16 protein-coding genes and 2 pseudogenes are annotated in these 22,169 nt (G+C 38.3%); 14 read left to right on the top strand and 4 right to left on the bottom strand.

Annotated features, from left to right (window positions below; translation table 11 throughout):
- Window positions 1-222: 222 nt before the first annotated feature.
- The 4 genes from ACE1B6_RS17875 to ACE1B6_RS17860 all read left to right on the top strand — a co-directional run bounded on the left by ACE1B6_RS17875 (window position 223) and on the right by ACE1B6_RS17860 (window position 3,595).
- Window positions 223-2,064: a response regulator gene (locus ACE1B6_RS17875; RefSeq protein ID WP_413258608.1), complete on the top strand. Its 1,842-nt coding sequence runs from the start codon at window positions 223-225 to the stop codon at window positions 2,062-2,064.
- Between the two features lie 56 nt (window positions 2,065-2,120).
- The gene (locus tag ACE1B6_RS17870) at window positions 2,121-2,510 is read left to right on the top strand and encodes a response regulator (RefSeq protein WP_413258607.1); all 390 of its coding nucleotides are present in this window, start codon (window positions 2,121-2,123) and stop codon (window positions 2,508-2,510) included.
- Between the two features lie 200 nt (window positions 2,511-2,710).
- Window positions 2,711-3,091, top strand: a complete 381-nt coding sequence (locus tag ACE1B6_RS17865; protein ID WP_413258606.1) for a response regulator — start codon at window positions 2,711-2,713, stop codon at window positions 3,089-3,091.
- A gap of 300 nt (window positions 3,092-3,391) precedes the next feature.
- Window positions 3,392-3,595, top strand: coding sequence for a hypothetical protein (locus tag ACE1B6_RS17860; protein WP_413258605.1), 204 nt, complete (start codon window positions 3,392-3,394; stop codon window positions 3,593-3,595).
- A gap of 29 nt (window positions 3,596-3,624) precedes the next feature.
- Here the strand turns inward: ACE1B6_RS17860 and ACE1B6_RS17855 are convergent, their stop codons facing one another.
- Window positions 3,625-5,544 carry a GTPase family protein gene (locus ACE1B6_RS17855; RefSeq protein WP_413258604.1) on the bottom strand — a complete coding sequence of 640 codons (1,920 nt, stop codon included), beginning with the start codon at window positions 5,542-5,544 and terminating at the stop codon, window positions 3,625-3,627.
- A gap of 309 nt (window positions 5,545-5,853) precedes the next feature.
- Window positions 5,854-6,270 (bottom strand): hypothetical protein, encoded by a 417-nt coding sequence (locus ACE1B6_RS17850; RefSeq protein ID WP_413258603.1) that lies wholly within the window; start codon window positions 6,268-6,270, stop codon window positions 5,854-5,856.
- A gap of 416 nt (window positions 6,271-6,686) precedes the next feature.
- On the opposite strand from ACE1B6_RS17850, the pseudogene ACE1B6_RS17845 reads away from it, so the two are divergent.
- From ACE1B6_RS17845 to ACE1B6_RS17835, 3 genes and pseudogenes are all read left to right on the top strand, one after another.
- A pseudogene (locus ACE1B6_RS17845) lies at window positions 6,687-7,022 on the top strand (L-histidine N(alpha)-methyltransferase); the annotation flags it as partial.
- 323 nt (window positions 7,023-7,345) lie between these two features.
- Complete coding sequence (locus ACE1B6_RS17840; RefSeq protein WP_413258602.1) at window positions 7,346-8,464, top strand: mechanosensitive ion channel family protein; 1,119 nt, start codon at window positions 7,346-7,348, stop codon at window positions 8,462-8,464.
- A 110-nt stretch (window positions 8,465-8,574) separates the two neighbouring features.
- Window positions 8,575-10,161, top strand: coding sequence for a mechanosensitive ion channel family protein (locus ACE1B6_RS17835; RefSeq protein WP_413258601.1), 1,587 nt, complete (start codon window positions 8,575-8,577; stop codon window positions 10,159-10,161).
- 21 nt (window positions 10,162-10,182) lie between these two features.
- Here ACE1B6_RS17835 and ACE1B6_RS17830 read toward each other — a convergent pair whose 3' ends face one another.
- Window positions 10,183-11,175 (bottom strand): helix-turn-helix domain-containing protein, encoded by a 993-nt coding sequence (locus ACE1B6_RS17830; RefSeq protein ID WP_413258600.1) that lies wholly within the window; start codon window positions 11,173-11,175, stop codon window positions 10,183-10,185.
- Between the two features lie 152 nt (window positions 11,176-11,327).
- Here ACE1B6_RS17830 and ACE1B6_RS17825 point away from each other — a divergent pair, with 152 nt between their 5' ends.
- The 7 genes and pseudogenes from ACE1B6_RS17825 (at window position 11,328) to ACE1B6_RS17795 (ending at window position 20,520) form a co-directional block, all read left to right on the top strand.
- The gene (locus ACE1B6_RS17825; protein WP_413258599.1) at window positions 11,328-13,220 is read left to right on the top strand and encodes an aminotransferase class I/II-fold pyridoxal phosphate-dependent enzyme; all 1,893 of its coding nucleotides are present in this window, start codon (window positions 11,328-11,330) and stop codon (window positions 13,218-13,220) included.
- Window positions 13,221-13,299: 79 nt separating this feature from the next.
- Window positions 13,300-13,620: pseudogene (locus ACE1B6_RS17820) on the top strand (mechanosensitive ion channel family protein); the annotation flags it as partial.
- Window positions 13,621-13,944: 324 nt separating this feature from the next.
- Complete coding sequence (locus tag ACE1B6_RS17815; RefSeq protein ID WP_413258598.1) at window positions 13,945-15,480, top strand: radical SAM protein; 1,536 nt, start codon at window positions 13,945-13,947, stop codon at window positions 15,478-15,480.
- Between the two features lie 123 nt (window positions 15,481-15,603).
- Window positions 15,604-16,959 (top strand): hypothetical protein, encoded by a 1,356-nt coding sequence (locus ACE1B6_RS17810; RefSeq protein WP_413258597.1) that lies wholly within the window; start codon window positions 15,604-15,606, stop codon window positions 16,957-16,959.
- 179 nt (window positions 16,960-17,138) lie between these two features.
- Entirely contained in the window at window positions 17,139-17,678 is a 540-nt protein-coding gene (locus tag ACE1B6_RS17805; protein WP_413258596.1) for a hypothetical protein, read from the top strand.
- Window positions 17,679-17,719: 41 nt separating this feature from the next.
- Entirely contained in the window at window positions 17,720-18,736 is a 1,017-nt protein-coding gene (pstS, locus tag ACE1B6_RS17800; RefSeq protein WP_413258595.1) for a phosphate ABC transporter substrate-binding protein PstS, read from the top strand.
- 77 nt (window positions 18,737-18,813) lie between these two features.
- A complete protein-coding gene (locus tag ACE1B6_RS17795) occupies window positions 18,814-20,520 on the top strand; it encodes an iron uptake porin (protein WP_413258594.1) in 1,707 nt (568 codons plus the stop codon).
- Window positions 20,521-20,532: 12 nt separating this feature from the next.
- On the opposite strand, the gene ACE1B6_RS17790 is transcribed toward ACE1B6_RS17795, so the two are convergent.
- On the bottom strand, window positions 20,533-22,062 hold the full coding sequence (locus ACE1B6_RS17790; RefSeq protein WP_413258593.1) for a glycine betaine ABC transporter substrate-binding protein: 1,530 nt from the start codon (window positions 22,060-22,062) through the stop codon (window positions 20,533-20,535).
- Window positions 22,063-22,169 lie beyond the last annotated feature (107 nt).

Here is a 22,169-nt window from a genome sequence, read left to right as displayed (position 1 = left end):
AAGGGGTGAGCTATTTATTAAGCTATTGGCTGATAGCTGACAGCTTAATAAATAACTAGTGTTGCCAGCGGAAACCAACCATTAAAAATCGTTGAATAGCGGATTTTTTAGGTTCTTTTAATTTTTTAATTTTAAATTCCGTCTAGTGGTACTAGATTTCCAGTGAGCGTTGGCATAATCTGCCGTAGGTATATCGCACCCTCGATTAAACAGGAAAAACTTATGAAAATCTTATTAGTCGAAGATGACTCTTTGACCAGTTCAGCCCTAGCTGAAACTTTAACAACACATCATTATACTGTTAACTTAGCTACCGATGGAGTAGTAGCTAAGGATTTGGCTTTAGAGTTTGAGTATGACTTAATTTTGTTAGATATTGTCATTCCTAAACTCGATGGCATCAGTGTTTGTCAGCAACTTCGCGCTAGTGGATACCAAAACCCAATTCTACTTTTAACTGCCAAAGATAGCAGTACCGATCGAGTTATGGGCTTAGATGCGGGAGCAGATGATTATGTCGTTAAGCCCTTTGATTTTGAAGAATTAATGGCAAGAATTCGGGCTTTACTGCGTCGAGGAAAAGTAGTTTCTTCGGCTTTAATTACTTGGGAAAATGTCTGCTTTGATTCAGTTAATAATGAAGTTAAATGTGGGAAAAATATCTTACATTTAACACCGAAAGAATATTGTTTGTTGGAACTGTTTTTACTCAATCCCAAACAGATTTTTAGTCGTCGGGCTATTTTAGATCGCCTCTGGGATTTTGCCGAAGCACCCGGAGAAGAAACAGTGAGTACTCATGTTAAATGTTTGCGGCAAAAACTGAAAGCAGCAGGAGCAACCGATATGATTGAAACAGTTCATGGTTTAGGTTATCGACTGCGAATTCCTGCTTATCAACCAGAAACAACTATTTCTCATAACTTGGAAATTCCCGAACCAAAAACTGGTGCTGATTATCGTCAGCGAGTCGAAGCAGCAACTTCTAAAGTCTGGGAAAAGTTTCAAGGCAAAATGTTAGGACAAATCGCTACACTCGGAGAAGCGGCAGCTGCTTTAACAGATGGAACTTTGACAGATGAATTACAGCAACAGGCTAAACACGAGGCGCACAAATTAGCTGGATCTTTGGGGATTTTTGGGTTTATGGAAGGCTCAAGATTAGCTAAGGAGTTGGAAGAGTTATTACAACTAGATTATTTGCAACTAGAGGCAGAACAAGTCAGGCGAATTTCTGAGTTAGCTACAGCAATATATCAAGAAGTGCAACCAAAATCTACTTCTCCTGCATCATCCACAGGGAATTCTTATGCACCGTTAATTTTAATTGTGGATGATGATTTGGTGTTAGCAGAACGGGTGCGAATTGAAGCGATCGCCTGGGGATTACGAGTAGAAATTGCTACCGACTTATCTGTAGCCCGAAAATTAATTTCCCAAAAACCACCTGATGTTGTTCTCTTAGATTTAAACTTTCCTAGCGATCGAGAAAATGGCACTACCTTACTAAAAGAAATCACTGAGCGTGTTCCTGCAATTCCGGCAATTGCTTTAACTGGTAGAGAAACTTTGAGCGATCGATTAGCCGTTGCTCGCTTAGGAGCCAGTGCTTTTTTACACAAACCATTACCTGCTCATCAAATTCTAAAAGTAGTTAGCGAAGTACTTGCTCAACACCAAAAAACTTTCAAAAATCGGATCATGATTGTCGATGACGATCAAATCGCCTTAGCCCATCTCTCTAACCTCTTAAAAACTTGGGGTGTAGAAGTGACAACATTACAAAATCCCCAAAAATTCTGGCAAATTCTCACTGCTTGCACGCCCGATTTACTGATTCTCGATCTAGAAATGCCTGATTTTAATGGTGTAGAATTGTGTCAAGTAGTTCGCAACGATCCGCAATGGCATCATCTACCAATTTTGTTTGTTTCTTCACATACTGGCAGCGAACAAATAGAAAGAGCTTTTGCTGCTGGCGCAGATGATTACATTAACAAATCAGTAGTGGGAACTGAAATAGCAACGCGAATTATTCGCCGCCTAAAACGCAATCCTAGTTAATTAACTATGATGTTTAATTAATAGGAAAGTAATAAATACATCTAGTGTATTAAATTATGAATAAAAAAATCCTCGTAGTTGACGACGACGAAGCAATTCAAGAAGTGATTAAGAGTTGTTTGCAAGAGTTAGCCGGATGGCAAGTGTTGCTAGCAGGTTCAGGCTTAGAAGGACTTCGTATTGCTAACTCCGAACCATTGGACGCAATTTTGCTAGATATTTCCATGCCAGAAATGAACGGAATTCAAATGTTACGGAAATTACAAGAGAATCTGACAACGAAGACAATCCCTGTCTTTTTACTAACTGCGAGGAATTTTTCTCCTGAAAGAGAGCAGTTTCTTCAGTTACCCCAAGTTGCTGGCATAATTATTAAACCTTTTAACGCTATAAAATTAGTTGAGCAGGTGGCCCAAAGTTTAGGCTGGAAATTTGAATTTTTGTAAATTTTAGATTTTCTTCAAATTTTCTTCAAACTTTCTCTTTAATCTGGCAGTAGTCATCCACAAAACTTTGACGGGTGTTTTCTGAGACTGTAGAGGCAGTTTATCCATTAATATATCTAAGATTATTAGTCAGAAACCCCTGGTAAAAATTTTGAGCCTAAGTAAGACTGTAACGCCGTTGAGATCCCAGGAGAGGAAGAGTGACTACGATTTTAATTATTGAAGATAATTACTCCAGCAGTTTAGAGTTTGGCACAAATATCGCCAAGATTCTAGATGTAGATGGATTTAACATCACATTAATCAGTAACATTGCTGTTGGTTTGGATTTAGCTGTTAACTTAAAATTCGATCTAATTATTTTTGAATTAAATTTTTACTCCCTACACCGAGAAGATCTCCTGAAACGAATCAAATCCAGTTTACATAATTTGCAAAAACCAAGTCTTTTAATCACTGCTAATTACGAATTTGAAGCTATTTCTTTGATTAAAGAACTAGGGATTACTAATTATTTAATCGCTCCTTTTACCAAGCATGATTTATTAGCAGTAGTGACTGATTGTTTTTTGACTATTTAAAGTTACTGGGGACTGGGGACTGGGGACTGGGGACTGGGGACTGGGGACTGGGGATTGGGGATTGGGGACTGGGGATTGGGGATTGGGGACTGGGGATTGGGGATTGGGGACTGGGGGAATTTAATTAACTCAAAACTGCACCCCTGCTCGGCTGCCCATGTAAACAATTGTGTAGTTTTATAACTTTCTCGTTATTTTTAGCTCATCTTCAAAAAATCTTCAAATCTTCTTCTTACTCTCAAAATCGTTACTGGTAAATCAATTGTCATCCTTCCTCGTTAGTTTTTGAGGTCTAAGAAAATGGCAAGTTGTCCCTGTTGTTCTCATACTTTATTGCGGCATATCCGTCATAACCAAATTTTTTGGTACTGTCGCCATTGTTGGCAAGAAATGCCTAATTTCAATTCTCCTCCTTCCTTGTCAAAATATAGTCAATCTTTGGAAAGTCTCCTTCAGAAAAAAGTTTTGCTCTCATCTGAAAAACTTCGCCAAAGTGTATCTTAATTTAAGTTACTGAAGCGATGAGTATTTTACTATTGTTTCAGAGAATTTAAGTAGTAATTATAGCGTTCTTGTAGTTGTGGTAGGGTCAGGTTTTTTGTCCAAAATTCGACTAAGGTATGTCCAAATGCCCAAGCGTCGCGATCGGGCGCTGCTGAATTTTCTAGTAACAATAACCAAAGTGGTCTTAAGTCAAAATCAAGCGGTTTCGATTTGTCATTTAACAGCGAGTAAATATCATAAGCCATTTGCAATTTACCAATAACAACAGGTAATTGTTCGACGGGAATTTGTTGAGCTAAAACAAAGGCTAAGGATGGCGATCCAGTAGACATGGTAGAGATAAATTGCAGAATTGGACTTTTCAAAAATGCCGCTAATCCTTGGGTTGTTGTCATCTGGAAAGTGTAGCGATCGATAATTTTTGCAGCGGCGAGAGTTCGCGCTTCTAAGTTACGTAAAAATCTGGCTAAACGTAGTTGTTTGGCGGGAGAAATGGCATTTACTAAAGCCAAAGATAACTGCTCAATATTCCAAGCTTGGCGGCTAGTTTGGCTATCTGAAGTAACCACAGGTAAAACTAGTTTGCTGAATTCTCCTAATTGTTTTACTCGATATTCAGTCGCTTCTCGAATTGCTATTTCTTTTGGTTTTTCGCCCCATTGCCAATCATAAGGGGGTTGCCATTCGCGAATCGGACGTAAGCGATCGACCTGAGTAACAATTGTAATTACTGGAATGTCTGCAACTTCTCCTTTAATATCTTTGAGAAAGTCTACATCCATTTGCAAAGCTGGATCTAAAGCGGGAGTAACTAATAACAAAAGGTCGCCATTTGTCGCATAATCAATTACTAAATCGCGGAACTCTCCCCGTTTCACTTGTTCATAACCGGGAGTATCCCAAAGGGTTAAACTTTCTCCGGTTTGAGTTTGCCATTGATAGCTTTGAATTTGATCTGTACTAGGTAAAACATCAACTTCCGCTAAATCTGCTTGAAACAAAGTATTAATTAAACTGCTTTTTCCCGATCCAGTTCTTCCCGCTAATAAAATATTTACGGGTTTTTGTTCTACTTTTTCTACAGGTTCGGCTTGAGTTAAAATATCTCGTAAAGTTTGGGTTTTTGCTTGGGGAAGTGTGGGTGTAACAATCGCAGTTTCGGAAAGATTTGCTGCAATTCCACTATAAAGTTGAATTGCTTGGCGAGCTAAATTTCGCAAAGCAGCTTCTCGCATCAGTTGACCTAAATTTATCAACAATTGCTGAGTTGCTTGATTATTGGAACGCTGACTAGCTACTCTTGCTAAGGCTGCTGCTGGGTTAATTATCCATTGTGCCCAATTCCAAATTTGCCAAAGTTTTCGCGCCGAAGGTTCTAATCTTTGATAAACTTCATAAGCTTCTACTGCTTGTCCTACGGTAACTTGATTTAACACTGGTGACAATTTTTGCATCCAGCGATCCATATCATCTACTGTGCCGCGAATTAAGGAGTAAGCTTGGGGAATGTAGATGTTAAGTAAGGGATATTTTACTTCGGGATTGTAGGAATGTGCGATCGCAATTACCAAATCCTGACAGCGTTGCCAAAAAGTACCCCAATCTTCCCAAACTGGGCGATCGTTCTGTGCAGTTTTTAATACTTCTTGTAACGCTGCTTCGGTTTTAATTACAGCATCATTTCCCGCGGGTAAACTGACAGCATCTTCAGAAGCTGCTGCCAATTCTTTGTTCACTTCTGCAACCACAGTTTCTATCTGCGCTACCACAGGTTGCGTCCATTTTACCAACAACCAACGCCAACCAAGCAAAATTAAAGTGAAGATTGCCCAAATCCAATTAATGCCCCAAGCGTGAATTTGTTGCCCTGCTGCTATCATCAGGAAAGCAATAATAGTGGCGATCGGCGTTGCTAATAAAACGATTTTCCAAGGTTTTAGTCTTACCATTGTCCTTAACCTACCTAATTTAGACGCAAAAGATAACCTGTACTATCAATGCTAGTCCATCAGAATTAGTATAAAGGAGGAATTTTTTATGGTATTGCGATCGAGCCAGTCAGATAAAAAATTACCCTCGATAGAAATTTTACCTGACTTTCTAAAAGTTTTTTAGAAACCACTGAATTTAACACACTGATGTAGAGTAGATGCAAATATAATTGCCTGATGGTAAAGAGTACATCAGTGGCTATATCTATTCTCAAACAAAGAGTATTATTGTTTTTGCCCTGCTGCACTAGAAGGTATTATTTTAATTTATTGCTGTCTGCAAAGCCCTTTATAAACTACATCAGGATCGACTGCTATGAGCCGGGGATTCTTAGAAACATAAATTGCCGATCCATCTTTAAATACCATTACAGGGGGTTGGGTGGCGTTTGGGTTGTAAGCAGAGGTACTGCTGGTGCGATCGCCATAAGGTGAAGATCTATTCCAAATGGAAGGAGTTGACGACTTTGAACTATTAGCCCTTGGTGAATTGCAGATACTATCCGCTAAAGATTTGTCACTCGATACTAGTCCCAAATCTTTACCACCTAAGCCAACTAATCTTGCTTTCCCGTCTATATTGAGTAGGAATATAAACATATTAGGACGCTGTTGAGCTTTAGCAACTGTAGCAGTCAAACCGATTAAAGCAGTAATAGTAACTAATCCGAGTCTAATTTTCATCCGACTAAATCCGACTAAAAGTATCTACCTACTTTTAGTATTGCCCATCAAATATCATTGCTAACGGTCATTATTGGTTCTTCATAAAAACTTCATAGTATTTCCAGATTTAGCTTTATCGGTAAGTGCGATCGCCAGCATTTAGTAATTCTCCCAACTCGACAAAACTAACTCCTTTCAGGAACCGACTGAAGTTAACTGATTGGCTCAACTTTAGCTAGCTTCTAGATATTAGCCGCCATATTATACTCTATTTTGTTCATTATTCAGACAATAATAAAGTTGAAATTCTCGAATGTTCATTGAACGATAACTGATTAATAAAACTAATATAAATATTTTCCGTCTTATGAAGTAAATATACGATGATTATTATAGATTACTAATTTAGCAATATTAATTGTTTCATATAAAAAACAGATGCTTTTAATTTAAATATGCTTGAGCATTTAAACTGGCGTTTTCAAGGGAATTTCGACACCAATTTGTTCACCCATCAAGCCATTTATAATCAAAAAGAAAATCAAATTGAAATGTATTTACATTGCCAAAAAAGCCATGTTGTATATTTAGAAAGTCTAGACTTTAAAGTTACCTGGAAAACAGGGGAAAGTATCCTCACCGAAATTTCTCGGAAGTTTGACTTAGAGACTGTGCAACAACAACTAGATGCTAAAGGATTAAAGACTCTAAAAGTATTTACTGATCCACAAAAATGGTTTGGTTTAATACTTTGTCAAGCAGCAAAATGAGTTATTTGCGATCGCTCAGTCTAAGATCAATTCTCCGTCCCCATTTCTATCAACACGCTGGTTTTAGAGTAGTTCAAAACTAGTAAGGTTAGTGATAGACAGGCAAAATGCTTGTCTATCATTCTCTCGACGATCGACAAAAATTAAATATTCTTTCTCCGATCGCTATTGCTGCTTTCGTGATATGATTATTTCACAAAAAAATAACAACTAACACTCTTGAATTGGGACAAAGACCTTAAAATATTATTAAGATATTACCGCAATTGGTTCCTTCCCAATTCTGAGTAGTACGTGGGATAGAGCAGGAGAAAAACTAAATCATGGAACAAGTTTGGGATACGCTAAAAAATATCGATTATTCAGGCATCCCGATCGGCAAAATCCTTTTAGTTATTGTCATCTTGACGATAACACAGGTATTGAGAAGATTTGTGACTGCTGCGATTATTAAACGCATTGAGGTTTTAACTGCTAAAACTGAAAGTACACTTGATGACGAATTAATTGCGATTGTCAAACCAGCATTAAGTTGGTTAATTCTGATTGGTGGACTGTGGATAGTCAAGGAGGTTTTAGCCGCAAATATTGGGGCTCAATTAAGTGAAACCATCACTAAAGTTCTCAACTTAATAGTTTTTTTCATAGTTGCTTATGTTATTTATCGCAGTGCTTCAATCTTCGGGCAGCTAATCGCTAATGTGATGCTGCATACTGAAACTGAACTCGATGAATTACTCAGACCTTTGATGCCGAAAATTTTTCAATCGGCAGCAATTATCGTACTCGCAATTAAAGTGAGTGAGATATTTTTAGGGCAATCAGCAGCAGCACTTGTTGGGTTGTTAGGTGGTGCTGGTATCACTTTAGGTTTGCTGTTGAAGGATATCGTTTATGATTGGTTCTGTACGATCATTATTTACTCCGATGGTCTCTATCGAGAAGGTGACTGGGTAGGAGTATCGGGATTAGAGGGTTTTGTGCAGATAATGGCGATCGGATTTAGAACCACAACCCTTCATGTGGTTAAATGGGGTTCGATCGTGAAAATGCCCAACTCTAAAATGATTTCGGGAATTGTGGAAAACTGGTCACAAAATCCTGGTACTGAGTTAAAGTGGGGGGTTAATTTAATTCTCAAAATTGACGGAATTTCCGCAACTAAAACAGCGAGAATTTGTGCTGCTATTCAAGAAATGCCGAAAAATATTAAAGGCTTTTCTCCTTCATGTATAGTTCGATTTAAACAAATTGAACAGAATGCTAGAGTAATTGAAGTTATCGCTTTTGTAAATGATGACAATCTCTACTTTGATGCTGAGAAACAATTGAATCTAGCAATATTAGAATTACTCGAACAAGAAAACATCGATTTCCTCCATGTGGAACTAAGAACCGAACCAGAAAAACGCAAATTTGCAGAGAAAGCTGCCAATAATTGACAAAATATTTCTTGTCTCTATCCCCATTCAAACAAGAAGCGGAATGGGGATAGCTCGATCCTTAACTTCTAAATCAGATCGATTTTGCCAAAAAAAAACTTAATGAAAAAATGATCAACTTATTAATTATCTTGGCTGAAGTCAGCTTGGTAATAATTATTTCTCTCTCCTTAATTCTGCTGGTTGATAGATCATCCAAGCTATTGATGAAATATTCAGTATTTAAACTGACCGATCGCCAGATCAAAAACCTACGCCGGAACATTACAGGATTATTGTTACTTGTTGGTGCGGTGTTGTGTATTTTGATTGTAGGTGTTAATGGTTTCTTGATTTATCAAGGTCAAGACCTGCAAAAATATACGCTAAACTTGATTGGGCAAATCCCGGCAGGATTTTGGGTGACACTGGGAATTGGTATTGCTCAAAGTATTGGCGCAGTAATTGTAGCAGCGATCGCTCTAAAAATACTCAAATATACTTTGAAAGTAGTAAGTAATCGCGCCAAAAACATAGAAAGAAGTACCGCAGACGATGATATTATTGAAGCTTTCTTCCATTCACTTTATCAAAGAATAAAATGGGGAATTTGGCTGTGGGTAATCATTTCTTGTGTTCTGTTTCTCCAATTTCCAGCAATAATTTCCGAATATTTGTCGATCGCACTCAGAATATACTTGATAACTGCTGTGGGATTACTCATCCTCAAAGCAGTGGCTTCGATCGTTGATATTTTTGATGCTCTCACCACCAAATACTCTAGTTCTGATAACTGGTTAAAATTCTACGATCGCCTCCAACACCTAATCCCCTTTTTGAAGCGATGTTTAGAATTTCTCATTTACGTCTGCATCGCTACATTGGTAGTTCAGCAGGTGCAGTTAATCGCCAACCTGTCCGATTTTGGTCTGCGAATAATCAAAATCATTGCCATGATTTTCTTAAGTCAGGTAATTTTTGAAGTTATCTATTTAATAGCTGAAGAAATAGTATTTAAAGAACAAAATTTGACGGATATCCAAAGAAGCAGACGCTTAACTTTGATTCCGTTGTTTCGTAGTTTATTGCAATACTTAATTTATTTCACCGTTGGGGTTTCCATCCTTTACACTCTCGATATTAATCCAACTCCCATACTAGCAGGTGCAGGTATTGTTGGTATAGCCATAGGTTTAGGGGCACAGGCATTAATAAATGATATAGTCAGCGGTTTCTTTATTCTGTTTGAAAACTACTATTTAGTCGGGGACTATATTGAAGCGGGAAAAGCTGAAGAAAAAGTAGTAGAAGGTGTTGTAGAAGCGATCGAACTAAGAACTACCCGCATCCGACATCCCAACGGTCAATTACAGATTATTCGCAATGGCGAGATGGGTTCAATTACTAATTACTCTAAAGAATACATCTTTGCTGTAGTAGAAGTTGCCGTACCATATAATTCTAATTTGGTTGATGTTTATCAAATAATTGAGTCGGTAGGACAACAATTAAACGCAAATTATCCAGATGTACTCGAAGCTACACAAATAGATGGCGTAGAAAGTCTTGGCGAATCTAACTTATTGTTACGAACTTTAACCAAAGTGAAGCCGGGAAAACATCTTCAGATCCAGCGCATTCTGCGAAAGAATTTTATGGATACCTTGTTGCGGGAAGGTATTCTGCTTCCTGCTTCTAGGGAAAGTAGCGAAGATTAATGCTGATTAGTTTGTTCTGATTTAAGACTGTTGTCGCAGCGTTTCTGATGGCAATTCACCGAACATTTGTTGGTAATCTCTGGCAAAATGCCCTGAACTCCAAAATCCCCACTTATGAGCCACCTGCATCACCATTGTTGTCTCAGGGTCAGCATTTTTTAAAGCGCGACGTACCCCATTGAGTCGTTGAATCTTGATATAGGCCATTGGACTCATGCCAAAAATGTCTTGAAATCCATAACATAAGGCGCTACTGCTAGTTTCCAATGCGTCGCACAATTGTTTAAGGGTTAAGGGTTTGTCAATATAAGATTGGGCAATTTCTTCGGCTTTTTTCACGAGCGGGTAACGGCGTAAAGTTTTTATGATCGGCTTTTTTTGTCGGATACCTGCTCCAATCGTATCCATCAGCAACGGCAAGAAATTTTCGACGATGTGGGATTGGGCTAGCGACTCCATTAATAATGATGGTTGATGAATAAACATTTGAGAGACTTGCTGATAATAAGCTCTGAGATGGCGAAATGAAGCGGGATGGAAATGGAGTGAATTTTGCTGGAGAAACTTTTGCCCTAAGTCATGGTATCCCATTTGCTCGGCTAGGGACTGGAAAACTGTCAAATTAACGTTGGCGACGACTATGTGAGCGTCTTTCCCTGCCGTCATATCAATTTCTCTCGTTGGCTCGAAACCAAATAGGTCGTGTTTTTTGATCGGACAACCATGAGACAGTACCTGTGTCTGATTGCCTTGAAGTGCGATCGTAAATGCCAGGAGATGAGGATTTTTTAACCCCTTTATTCTCATCGCTTGATTATAGGTAACGTCAGTAAACTTCACGCTCTCCAAGTCTGCCAAATTAACTCTCCCCACAAACTGACCAGAGGTTAACTGGTTGCCAGTAACATTCAAATGTTTGATGGCTTCGGCCCAAACATCAATATCGTCGAATTGGCCCGTCACGACAACAGGAGCAGAGTCAGGTTGGCTTTCACAGATCCTAGAGATCGACATGATGAGATTATCGGCGATAGTTCCCCAACTATACTCTATTTTGTCGATTATTCAGACATTAAAAAGTTGGAATTCTGGAATGTTCCTTTTGCGGAAATAGCATCATACTATTTTTAAGTCATGGGAAAATTATCGACTAGGGGTAATCAAAAATGAAATTTAACCCGATCGCATCAAAACAAGAACAACAATCAGTAATTAAATTTAATAAGAGTTTCAAAACCCCCGACCAAATTCCTCAAGCAGGTATTGAGCAAGCAATAAAATTGATGCAAAAAGGAAGACTTTATCGCTATAATTTTTCAGATGATTTGAGTAATTCTAGCCAGCCTTATGAGTTAAAAGATGGAGATGAGGAACTAGCAACTGAAGTAGCCAAACTGGAATATGAATTTAGTCTCTACACAAAACATAACTATGTTATTGCAGTTAACTCCTGTGGAAGTGCGCTCTTTTTAGCCCTGAAAGCAACAGGGGTCAAAGCTGGAAACAAAGTATTGACTAATTCTTTTACCTTCACAGCAGTTCCTAGTAGTATTGTTCATGCTGGTGGAGTTCCGATCTACGTGGAGTGTAACTCTGAATATGGAATTGATATTGAAGATTTAAAACTTAAAGTAGAAGCTCATCCAGAAGCAAAGTTCTTTGTTTTGTCTCACATGAGAGGACATATTTCCGATTTAGATGCTGTCAAGAATATTTGTGACAACGCGGGAATTTATTTAATAGAAGATTGCGCTCATAGTCTAGGTGCAAAATGGGATGGAAACTTAGTAGGACATCATGGAGAAATTGCTTGCTTTAGTACCCAAAGTTATAAATTACTCAACTCTGGTGAAGGGGGTTTAATTGCCACTGATAATCCACAATTTGCTGCCTATTGTATTCTAGGATCGGGTTCTTACGAAAAATTGTACAAGAAACATCTGGCTCGTCCTGATGATGATAATTTATTTGAAAAACTTAAGCCTCATGTTCCTAATTTTAGTTTGCGAATGAGTAACTTAACTGCTGCTGTCTTAAGACCTCAAATAGAATTTTTAGAAGACAAGATATTTCAAGGTATACAAAAGTACGATCGGTTAGCAGAAATTCTCAGTTCTGTCAGAAATATTTATATTCCCTCTCCTTTGTCAAAAGTGAAACGTGCGCCTGACAGTTTGCAATTTAATCTTTTGGGATTAACTTCAGAACAGGTAGATCAATTTGTACAACAAACTAGCGAGAGGGGTGTGGCGATCCAGATTTTTGGCAGAGACGATAATTCTCGTTATTACAAAAACTGGCAATACTCATTTACGGAAACACCCAGCCTAGAAAAAACCGAATCGATTATTTCTTCGGCTTGCGATCTGAGATTGCCATCATCTTTTAATTTCGACGACCTCAATTTAATCGGCTATATTATCAAAGATGTTCTGTATAAAATCTTGAAAAAAGATGATGAGCAAGATTATCGAAATGGATTAACAGATTACTTTGAAAACCTCGAAGAAGTGAGGGGAAAATACGATAATTGGGTATTATTTTACGACCAGGAACATTACGATAACGGCTGGACGGTTTTACTCAACCATATTGCTTACACCCTCAGATCCTATTTAAAGAAAGATGCTTTAATTTTAGATATAGGGTGTGGTACAGGATTATTAGGTCGAGAACTCAATTCTTACGGCTTTAAAAATCTCCAAGGACTGGATATTAGCCAAAAGTCTTTAGACCTATTAAAAGACCAGGGGATATACAATGCTTTGCATCTAGAAGAGTTGGGTAACACTCTTTCTTTTGCAGATAATACGTTTAACGCTTTAGTATCAACAGGCGTTTTTACTCGCAATCAAGTTCCTTTAGAAAGCTTTGAGGAACTGATTCGGATTCTTAAACCAGGTGGTATTTTTGCTGTAGTTCTCAGAGTCGAAGATAATGATTTGTATTACAATCCCATCAAAAATTATTGTGTCCTAAAGATGTGGCAAGAAGTTTTCAAGGAAAGAATGAGTGTGTTAAAAAGCTGCAACCACGAGCTACTAATTTTACGGAGGTAACGTATTTTGTCGATAGAATTAACGGGAGTTAAAACATTTTTAAGTCCCGATACTTAATTTATTTCACCGTTGGTTTAGATCAATTACCAATTACTCCAAACAATACATTTTTGCCGTAGTCGAAGTTGCCGTACCTTCTAACTCTAATTTGGTTCATATCTATCAAGTAATAGAAGAAATAGGACAACAATTAAACACAGATTATCCAGATGTACTCGAACCCACACAAATAGATGGTATAGAAAGTCTAGGCGAATCTAACTTATTGCTACGAACTCTAACCAAAGTGAAGCCAGGTAAACATCTTCAGATCCAGCGCATTCTGCGAAAGAATTTTATGGATACCTTGTTGCGGGAAGGTATTCTGCTTCCTGCTTCTAGGGAAAGTAGCGAAGATTAATTTGCCATTTTAATCTACATTAACAATTGGTAAAAATTACTCATTGACATTTTCCGATTTAACTGTAACGGTAGGCGCGATCGTCAGCAATTAGTATTTTTGAAGCGATCGGCTGTTACACATTTAAAAGTAATATTGTAGGGTGCGTCAGATTTAGATATTTTCCTTTCTATATAAGGCTTTACTGTCTGACGCACCCTACTCGTTAATCAGTGATTTAAATGCGTAACTAATAGGTGAAAACTCATGCTTCCCTATTTCTCAAGTTTATTTTATAGTTGTACAAATATTTCATGTTTTTCCTTACTTTTTTAGGAGATTTTCATGACATCATCATCAAAAAAGGCTTCGACAATTGGACTAGTAGAAGTACCTGCGCTGGGATTGTATGACGAAGAAGGACATAATTGGACGGCATTATACAGAAAGAATACTTTGCTCAGTAAGCAGGTTTTAATGGCGGATCTGCAAGCGGGTGGTTTTGATGCACAATTGGTTAATCTCAAAGATGGCGATTGTCGAGAACCTTTCGGAGAAGTAACTTGGAAAGGCATGAATCTGACGAAAGCTTATGTTGGAGGGAGAATTTTTGATTTAGATCCAGAAGCTTATGATGCTTGGGGAGTGACAGTTAACTACACCCAAGAACGCCAAGTTACTTGTATGACGATCGCACATTTAGCCAGCAAAGGCAAACCCGTTGTCGTCGGTGGTTCTGATGCCATTGCTGAACCTCAGCATTACCTAAAAGCAGGTGCAACAGCGATCGTAATTGATAAATCTGGTGCCGCTAATTGGCCCATTTTCGACTATGTGTTAGGAAAAACCCCACGCGAAAATCTCACAGGTGTAATTTTGGCAGATGGTCGTTATCATCCTACCCGCACCAAAGCCATGAGTCCAGATGAGTGGGCACTACCATCAGTAGAAGTAGCAAGACAATGTTTGGGTCAAGAATATTCCGAAGAACCTTTTGTGGAAGAACTTGTACCGATCGGCTCAGTCTATCCTGACATCGGGTGCGATCGCAAATGTGACTTTTGCCAAACCCCAACCTACACATCAGGCTATCGCCGCATGACACCAGAAACTACTCTGAAATGGATTGCGCGTCAGAAAGAAGCTGGGGCAAAATGTACGGTTATGGGGTCCGATCAATTTCTCGGTCGAGTCTTGTTTCCCAACGGACGAGAAGAAGTTCTGCAAATTACCAAAGGCGCAAGAGAAATGGGAATGCCTCTGTTGTGGCCCAATGGTTTAGAACTGAGAAAAGCCACTTTAGGCAGAGGACGCAACTACGATAGTACAGACTTGACACCTGACGAAGAATTAATCGAAGCACTTTGGGGATGGGATGGCAAAGTTGGCGGTTTTCTCGGTTATATTCCCGCCGAACGTCCGGTTTTTGGCAGAGAATCTTACGCCAAACTTCTTCCTTGGCAACAACATTGTGAGATGATGCGAGCGATCGTTCGAGTCGGACTTCCCGTAATTATCTATGGTTTTATCATTGGATTTCCTGATGACAACCACGACAGTTTACTTCGTCTTGAAGAAGCAATTTTAGAACTCCATCAACAACTCAGAGAAATTAACCCAGACTTAGAATTTCAAGTCGCATCCTATTCCATTTCTCCCATACCCGGAACACCCCAAGGCGAAACCATCCGCAAATCTGGTTTATTGCGCTTTGACGATCCCTCAATTGTTGGTGGTTTATGGACACCCTGTTGTGACACCCACCAACTCAGCTATGAAGAGATTTCTGAGTGGCAATTTCGGTTAGCTCAAATCGGCAAAGCTGAATCCAAATTAATTAACTATCATGGTGGACTAACAAAACTAGCTGTTGCCAGTTAATTATGTCTTAGATCCCCGACTTCTTGAAGAAGTCGGGGATCTGTATTTATTAAACAAATTTTAATAAATATCTGAGCCATTAACCCTTAAAATAACGAACAAAGGTTACTTACACAATCAGTAATGAAAATTGAAGTAATTAAAATAGATGATTTGGCAATTCATGAACATCATCTAGAAATTATCTATGGTGCGGATAAATTCAAATTTGCCACAAAAGTTTTTTATCATGATATCTCGTTTTCAGCACTGCAAGAAAAATATTCTCAACAATTAATAGAACGCATTGCTGCCCATATTGCCTTATTTGAAGGCATGAAACTATGTTCCTTATTTCCCAAATATTACGATATCTCAAACATTTCTCAACATCTGGAAAAACCAGTTTTAGATTTATTTGTCAAAATCTACCAAGGCGTATTTGGGCAACATTGGTACGAAAATAATGTCACAGATTACCAACAGCCCGAAATTATCTATTCCGCAGATTTAGGAGAAAGCAATCCAGAGCAAATTTTTGGAGATAATCAGACTATTCTCACAGGTTGTGGGGGTGGTAAAGATAGTATTGTAGCCATGAAAATGTTGCAAGAAGCGGATCTTCCTTTTGCTTCCATGCAATATTCTCATAGTGTTTATGGTAAAGCCGACTTGCAACACAAATTAATCAGTCAAGTACTAGAAAATGTCCAGCCAGTTAAAAAGCATAAAATCTCAATTTTTGATGATTTTATAGACTTTCCCTTTCTCCAGTTATATTTCCCAGAAAATTCAGGAATCACCGCCCCAGAAACCCCCGTTTCTATTTTTGAATCTTTATTTTTGATGTTAGCTGGAGGATACAATTATTTATGTTTGGCTCATGAAAAAAGTGCTAATACAGGTAACTTATTTTGGTCAGAAATTGGCAGAGAAGTTAATCATCAATGGGGTAAAAGTCTGGAAGCAGAACAGATTTTAGATCGATTTGTTCGAGAAAATTTGTTATCTAATTTTAAATATTTCAGCATTTTACAACCCATTTATGACTTCCGCATCTTTCAAAACTTAAGCAAATATCCCGAAGTCATTCCCCAAATTCATTCCTGTAACATCCAAAAACCTTGGTGTAAAAAATGCCCAAAATGTGCTTATGTTTGGTTAGGGTTAATGGCTTTTTGTCAACCCGATCGAGTAGATGCAGTATTTCAAACAAACTTGTTTGATGATGAAGATTTACTACCGACATTTCGAGAAATGGTAGGTTTATCAGTTCATACACCCTTTGAATGTATTGGCGAAATTGACGAAAGCCGTTTATTTATGAAAAGATGTTTGGAAAAAGGATTATCTGGTAAAGCATTGGAAATGTTTAGGCAAGAAATTCTCTCAGACAGTTCTATAGATTGGCAAAACATCGAACAAAAGTACAATTTTGTGTATTTAAAGGAACACGCAATTCCTGATGCTCTGTTTGCTCAACTCAAAGATAAGTTCTAAAAATGGATTGTTCGATCGCACTAAGCTGTTACGCATTTAAATCACTTATTAAAGAGTAGGGTGCGTCAGACGGTAAAGCCTTATATAGAAAGGAAAATATCTAAATCTGACGCACCCTACAATATGACTTTTAAATGCGTAACAGCTTACCCAAAAAAACACCAACCAACTAAAAAACTATGATGTTCCACACAAAGACTTGGCAAAGCATATTAATCATTACAGGTATAACAATTTCTGCTTTTTCTATCTATCCCTGTAATGTTCAAGCTCAAACAAAAATTGAGAGAGAAAATCTCATAATTGCTCAAAATTTAGCAGGAATAGAACGACAAATTCCCTTAGAAGAAGTACCCCTTCCGGCAATGGCTTCCGCAAAAACAGTTTCAGGTGCTACCTTTAACTTAGCCAGAACTGAACTAAAATCAGATGGTTCCCTGTTCTACAAAATCAGAGGGAAAAACCAACAAGGTTTTGAAGTTGAAGTTCAAGTTACTGCTGATGGCAATATTCTTCAAATTGACGAACAAATAGATCCTAGTGCGGTTCCTGAAACTGTCACCAAAGCTCTGAAAGTATGGGTACCAAATGCTCCCATTGCTAGTACTTGGCGGAGCGTGCGACTGGGAGAATTGTACTATCAATTTGTCATCCCGGATTTTTGGTTAGAAGTTACTCCTGATGCTAGTAAAGTCATCATTAATCGCAGACTACGTTAATAAGTTAAAAGTCAAACTACGCAGATCAGGGACAATAAGTTATGAAGAATTTGAGTATTAATGGCTGGCAGAAAAAATTAATTGCCACATTAACAATAACCACAATGTCTTTGACGAGTAATGCTGTTTGGGCGCAACTTAGAGGCGGTGGTGATTCTTTTGCCGAACCTCTTTATCAACGTTATAGCAAAGAGTACGAACAACAAACCGGAGAAAGGTTTAAATACACAACTATTGGCAGTGGTGGTGGGATTCGGTTATTTGCGAGAAAGTCGATCGATTTTGGCGGAAGTAGTTTAATTCCCACTCCTATTGAGCAAAATCAAATGGAAGATGGTTTGTTAATGGTGCCCACAGGTGGAGGTGCATTAGCTATTGTTTATAACCTGAAAAATGTGTCCAAACAAGTTAAATTATCTCGCGAACAACTGGCGCAAATCTTCACAGGTCAAATTAACAATTGGCAACAGATTGATTCTAGCTTTCCTAATCAAAGAATTCAAGTGGTAGTTTGTTCTGGCAACTGTGCTACTAGTTTTATTCTGAGTAAATATCTTCACAAAATTACTAAGGGAAAAATCCCAGCTAGTAGAAATCCAAATTGGGGATTTCAGGTATATTCTGCTTTTCCTGAAGATGGGGGAATAGCGGGAGAAGTGCGCCGAATTGATGGTGCGATCGGTTATGTTCAAAGTAGCTTTGCTATTGCCAACGATCTCTCTGTTGCTAGTATTGAAAACCGGAAAGGTCGTTACGTTCAACCAACTTTAGCAGAAACCAAGAAAGCTTTAGCAAATGTCAAATTTAATGAGGATTTCACTACTGAAGATATCCAAGATCCAGAAGAGGGTTATCCTTTAGTGAGTTTAACTTGGTTGTTGGTGTCTAAAAAGTATCTTAACCCAGATACGATGAAGGCAACGCAAAATTTGTTGACTTGGATTTTAACTAAAGGTCAAGAGTTTAATGAGCAGTTAGAGTATACCAGAATTCCTGAAGATGTGGCGCAAAGGGCGATCGAAGCTGTAAAAACTCAAATGTCAATTCGACCTTATTAAACTTCTAGTTTTTGACAATATTCACCGCGAAGTTTCACAGCGGTTTTAGGTGTGAGGATGTATCTGTCAAAACCATCATGAAAAACTTAAATTTATCCTTCTCTCTTACCTCAGCAATTCTGGGTGGTAATTTACTAATATTATCGCCAGTTATAGGACAAACAAATCTCAATTCAAATCCGATCGAAGAAGCATCTTTAAGTAATTCAGGGGGATTACCATTAGTAACTTATAATCCTGAATCTGAAGAAGAAACTACCATTGAAAAAATTGAAAAACTATACAGTGGACCTCCTCCGGTTTTGGATGATTTGGATGAAACGATTACTAATGTGAATCAGTTATTAGATGTAACTCCCGGTCATTGGGCTTATCAAGCATTACAAAGTTTAATCGAAAAATATCGCTGTATCAGCGGTTCTCCTGGCAGAAATTTCAATGGTAATCGAGCGATGACTCGCTACGAATTTGCCGCAGGTTTAAATGCTTGCTTAACCAGTATTAGGCGTTTAATTGAAAGTTTTAACAATCAATTTCCCCAAAAAGAAGACTTGCTAGTTATCGAAAGATTGCAAGCAGAATTCGCTACAGAACTGAAGAATATTACTGCCAAAATAGACAACGTAGAACAGCGAGTAGCTTTTATTGAAGGACATCAATTTAGTCCGACTACAGTTTTACGAGGTTCAGCAAATTTTGGTTTAATTAGTACTTTTGGTGACAGAAAAGCAGTTTCTCCAGGGATTCGCTCTAGGGAAAAGTTAGATGATGAAGTCACATTATCAGGAGCAGTAGTACTGAATTTTGATACTAGTTTTACTGGCAAAGATAGATTGCGAACTCAACTGGTAGCTGGAAATACTAATAATTTTGGTCGGGGTGTTACTGGCACAGAAATGTCTCGTTTGCTGACAATAAACACTGGTAATAATATTCGTTTAGGGACGTTGTTTTATCAATTTCCATTGGGGAAAAGGGGGGTGATAGCGATCGCTCCTATTGCCGACTTTCCTACAAGGATTTTCCCAGCTTTTAATCCAGTTAGTTCCATATCAAATTTTGGCGCAGAAAGTCCGATTTATTCTTTTGCCTTTGGTGGTGGGGGAGTAATTTACTACAATTTTACTGACAAATTAGCGGGAGGTATCAGTTATTTAAGCGATTCCCTTAGCAATGTAAGCGAAGGGCTATTTAAGGGTCAGTACACTGTTTTGAGTCAAATAAGTTATACCCCAACCGAGCAATTTGGATTTGCTTTTACCTACGGTCATTATTATGCACCCGAACCTGGAATAACTAATAATATAACGGGAAGTAAAGGTAGTGTATTCGGTCAATTTCCTTTCGGTACAAGTACAGCAACTTCCTCCAATGCTTTTGGCTTACAATTTACTTACAAAATCAGTCCTAAACTGATATTAGGTGGTTGGGTTAGCTACTTTAATGCTAAAGCGGAAGCTTCTCCCAGCGTGAGTGGGTTAAATGGTTTTCGGGGTGCTCAAGCCGAGATTTGGAGTTGGGCACTGACGGCATTTTTAGCAGATTTAGGTAAAACAAGTTCGCAATTAAGTTTTGTTTTTGGTATGCCTCCGAGAGTGATAAGTAATGATGTTTTTGGACGGGAAGATCGGGATACTTCTTTGCATTTTGAATTATCTTATCGCTACCCTGTAACCGACAGAATTTTTATCATTCCGGGATTTTTGGTAGTTACAAATCCCGAACATAACGCTGCAAATCCACCGATTTGGGTTGGCTTGATCCGAACTTCGTTTTCATTTTAGGTCAGGCTAAGATTAAAGTTTTTTAGATTTCAGCCACTCACGGGCAACTTCTCCAACTGGACGAGATTGCTTATCTACTTGATAATTCATTTTTTGCATTTCTTTAGTTGTAATTAACCCAGCTAATTCATTGATTACTTCTCGCAATTCAGGATATTTTTGCAGCGTTGCTTGATTAAAAACTGGGATAGGGTAATATGGAGGGAAATACTTTTTGTCATCTTCCAAAATTACTAAATCCAGCATAGGAATCAAGCCATCTGTAGCATTTGCAGCAATAAAATCTACTTGCTTTTCTTTTAAAGCTTGATACATTAATCCTAATTCCATTTGTTTTGGAGGTTTGGTAAATTTGAAGCCATAAGTCTTAACTAACCCTTCATAACCGTCTTTTCTTTCCAGAAATTCATACCAAAATCCAGCTTGCCATTGGGGAGTATATTTGGCAGCTTCGGAAAGAGTTTTGATTTTTAAACGTCTAGCATCTTCTCCGCGAATAATCATAGCGTAGGTGCTGTTAAATCCTAAAGACTGCAAGACTTCTAAGTTGAATTTTTTGTCGTACTCTTGCTTGACTTTTTGATAGACAATTTCCGGGTTCTTGATTGGCTCTTGTTTTAAAATAGCTGTCAATGCTGTTCCTGTGTATTCCACATATCCGGCAATTTTACCTGCTTTTACAGCTTCATGAACGATGAAAGTTCCTCCTAAATTGAAGCGTCGATCGACCTTTAAATTGGTATGAGACTCAATTTGTTGAGCCAGAATTTCTCCTAAAATAAATTGTTCAGTGAAATTCTTTGCCCCGATCGCAATTGTCGGCGCTGTTGGTCGGTTGGCAAAGACAAATAAGCCCAGTATCATTAAGATTAATATGCCAGAGGCAACAGCAATTTGGCGATTAAATTTCCCTTTTTTTTGTCTGTTTTGTGTGAGTTGCTTTTCTACCCAACCTAAGAAAAAATCTGCACTTAAAGCGATAAAAGCAGCGGGTATTGCCCCTGCTAAAATTAACTGATTGTTAACTGAAGCAATACCGCGAAAAATAAATACTCCCAATCCGCCAGCACCGATCGCAGCTGCAATAGTCGCAACTCCCACAGAAATAACTGTGGCTACCCTGACTCCTGCTAAAATTACACCAAAAGCTAGAGGAATTTCTACTTGAAACAGCAATTCATTATCTGTCATTCCCATGCCTCTTCCGGCTTCTCGAATTGCCGGATCGACACTATTAATGCCAATATAAGTATTGCGAATTAGCGGAAGTAAAGCGTACAAAGTTAAAGCAACAATGGCGGGAGTTGTGCCAATTCCTCCCAGAAATGGTACAGAAATTAGGAAGCCAAAAATTGCTAAACTGGGGATGGTTTGAATGGCGTTGGCAACACCGAGAATTGGTTGGGCAATTTTTGGTTGGCGTGCGATCAGGATGCCTAAAGGAATGCCGATCGCAGTTGCTACTGTCATGGCGATCGCCACTAAAATTAAATGTTGTCCCATGCGGAGGATAATTTCTGGGGCGTATTGAGTAAAAAACATTTTGGCTCCTGATGATTTGGTTTATAATTAACAAGGTTTTCAAACTATACTCAACTATAAAGCAGGTAATAGCTAAAACCTACTATATACTTGAGTTAAAATTTTGT

It is taken from the genome of Floridaenema fluviatile BLCC-F154, from assembly GCF_041929135.1.
Classification (GTDB): domain Bacteria; phylum Cyanobacteriota; class Cyanobacteriia; order Cyanobacteriales; family Aerosakkonemataceae; genus Floridanema; species Floridanema fluviatile.
Note: the sequence above shows the minus strand (reverse complement) of the source record. Positions and strands in the feature narration are given on the sequence as shown.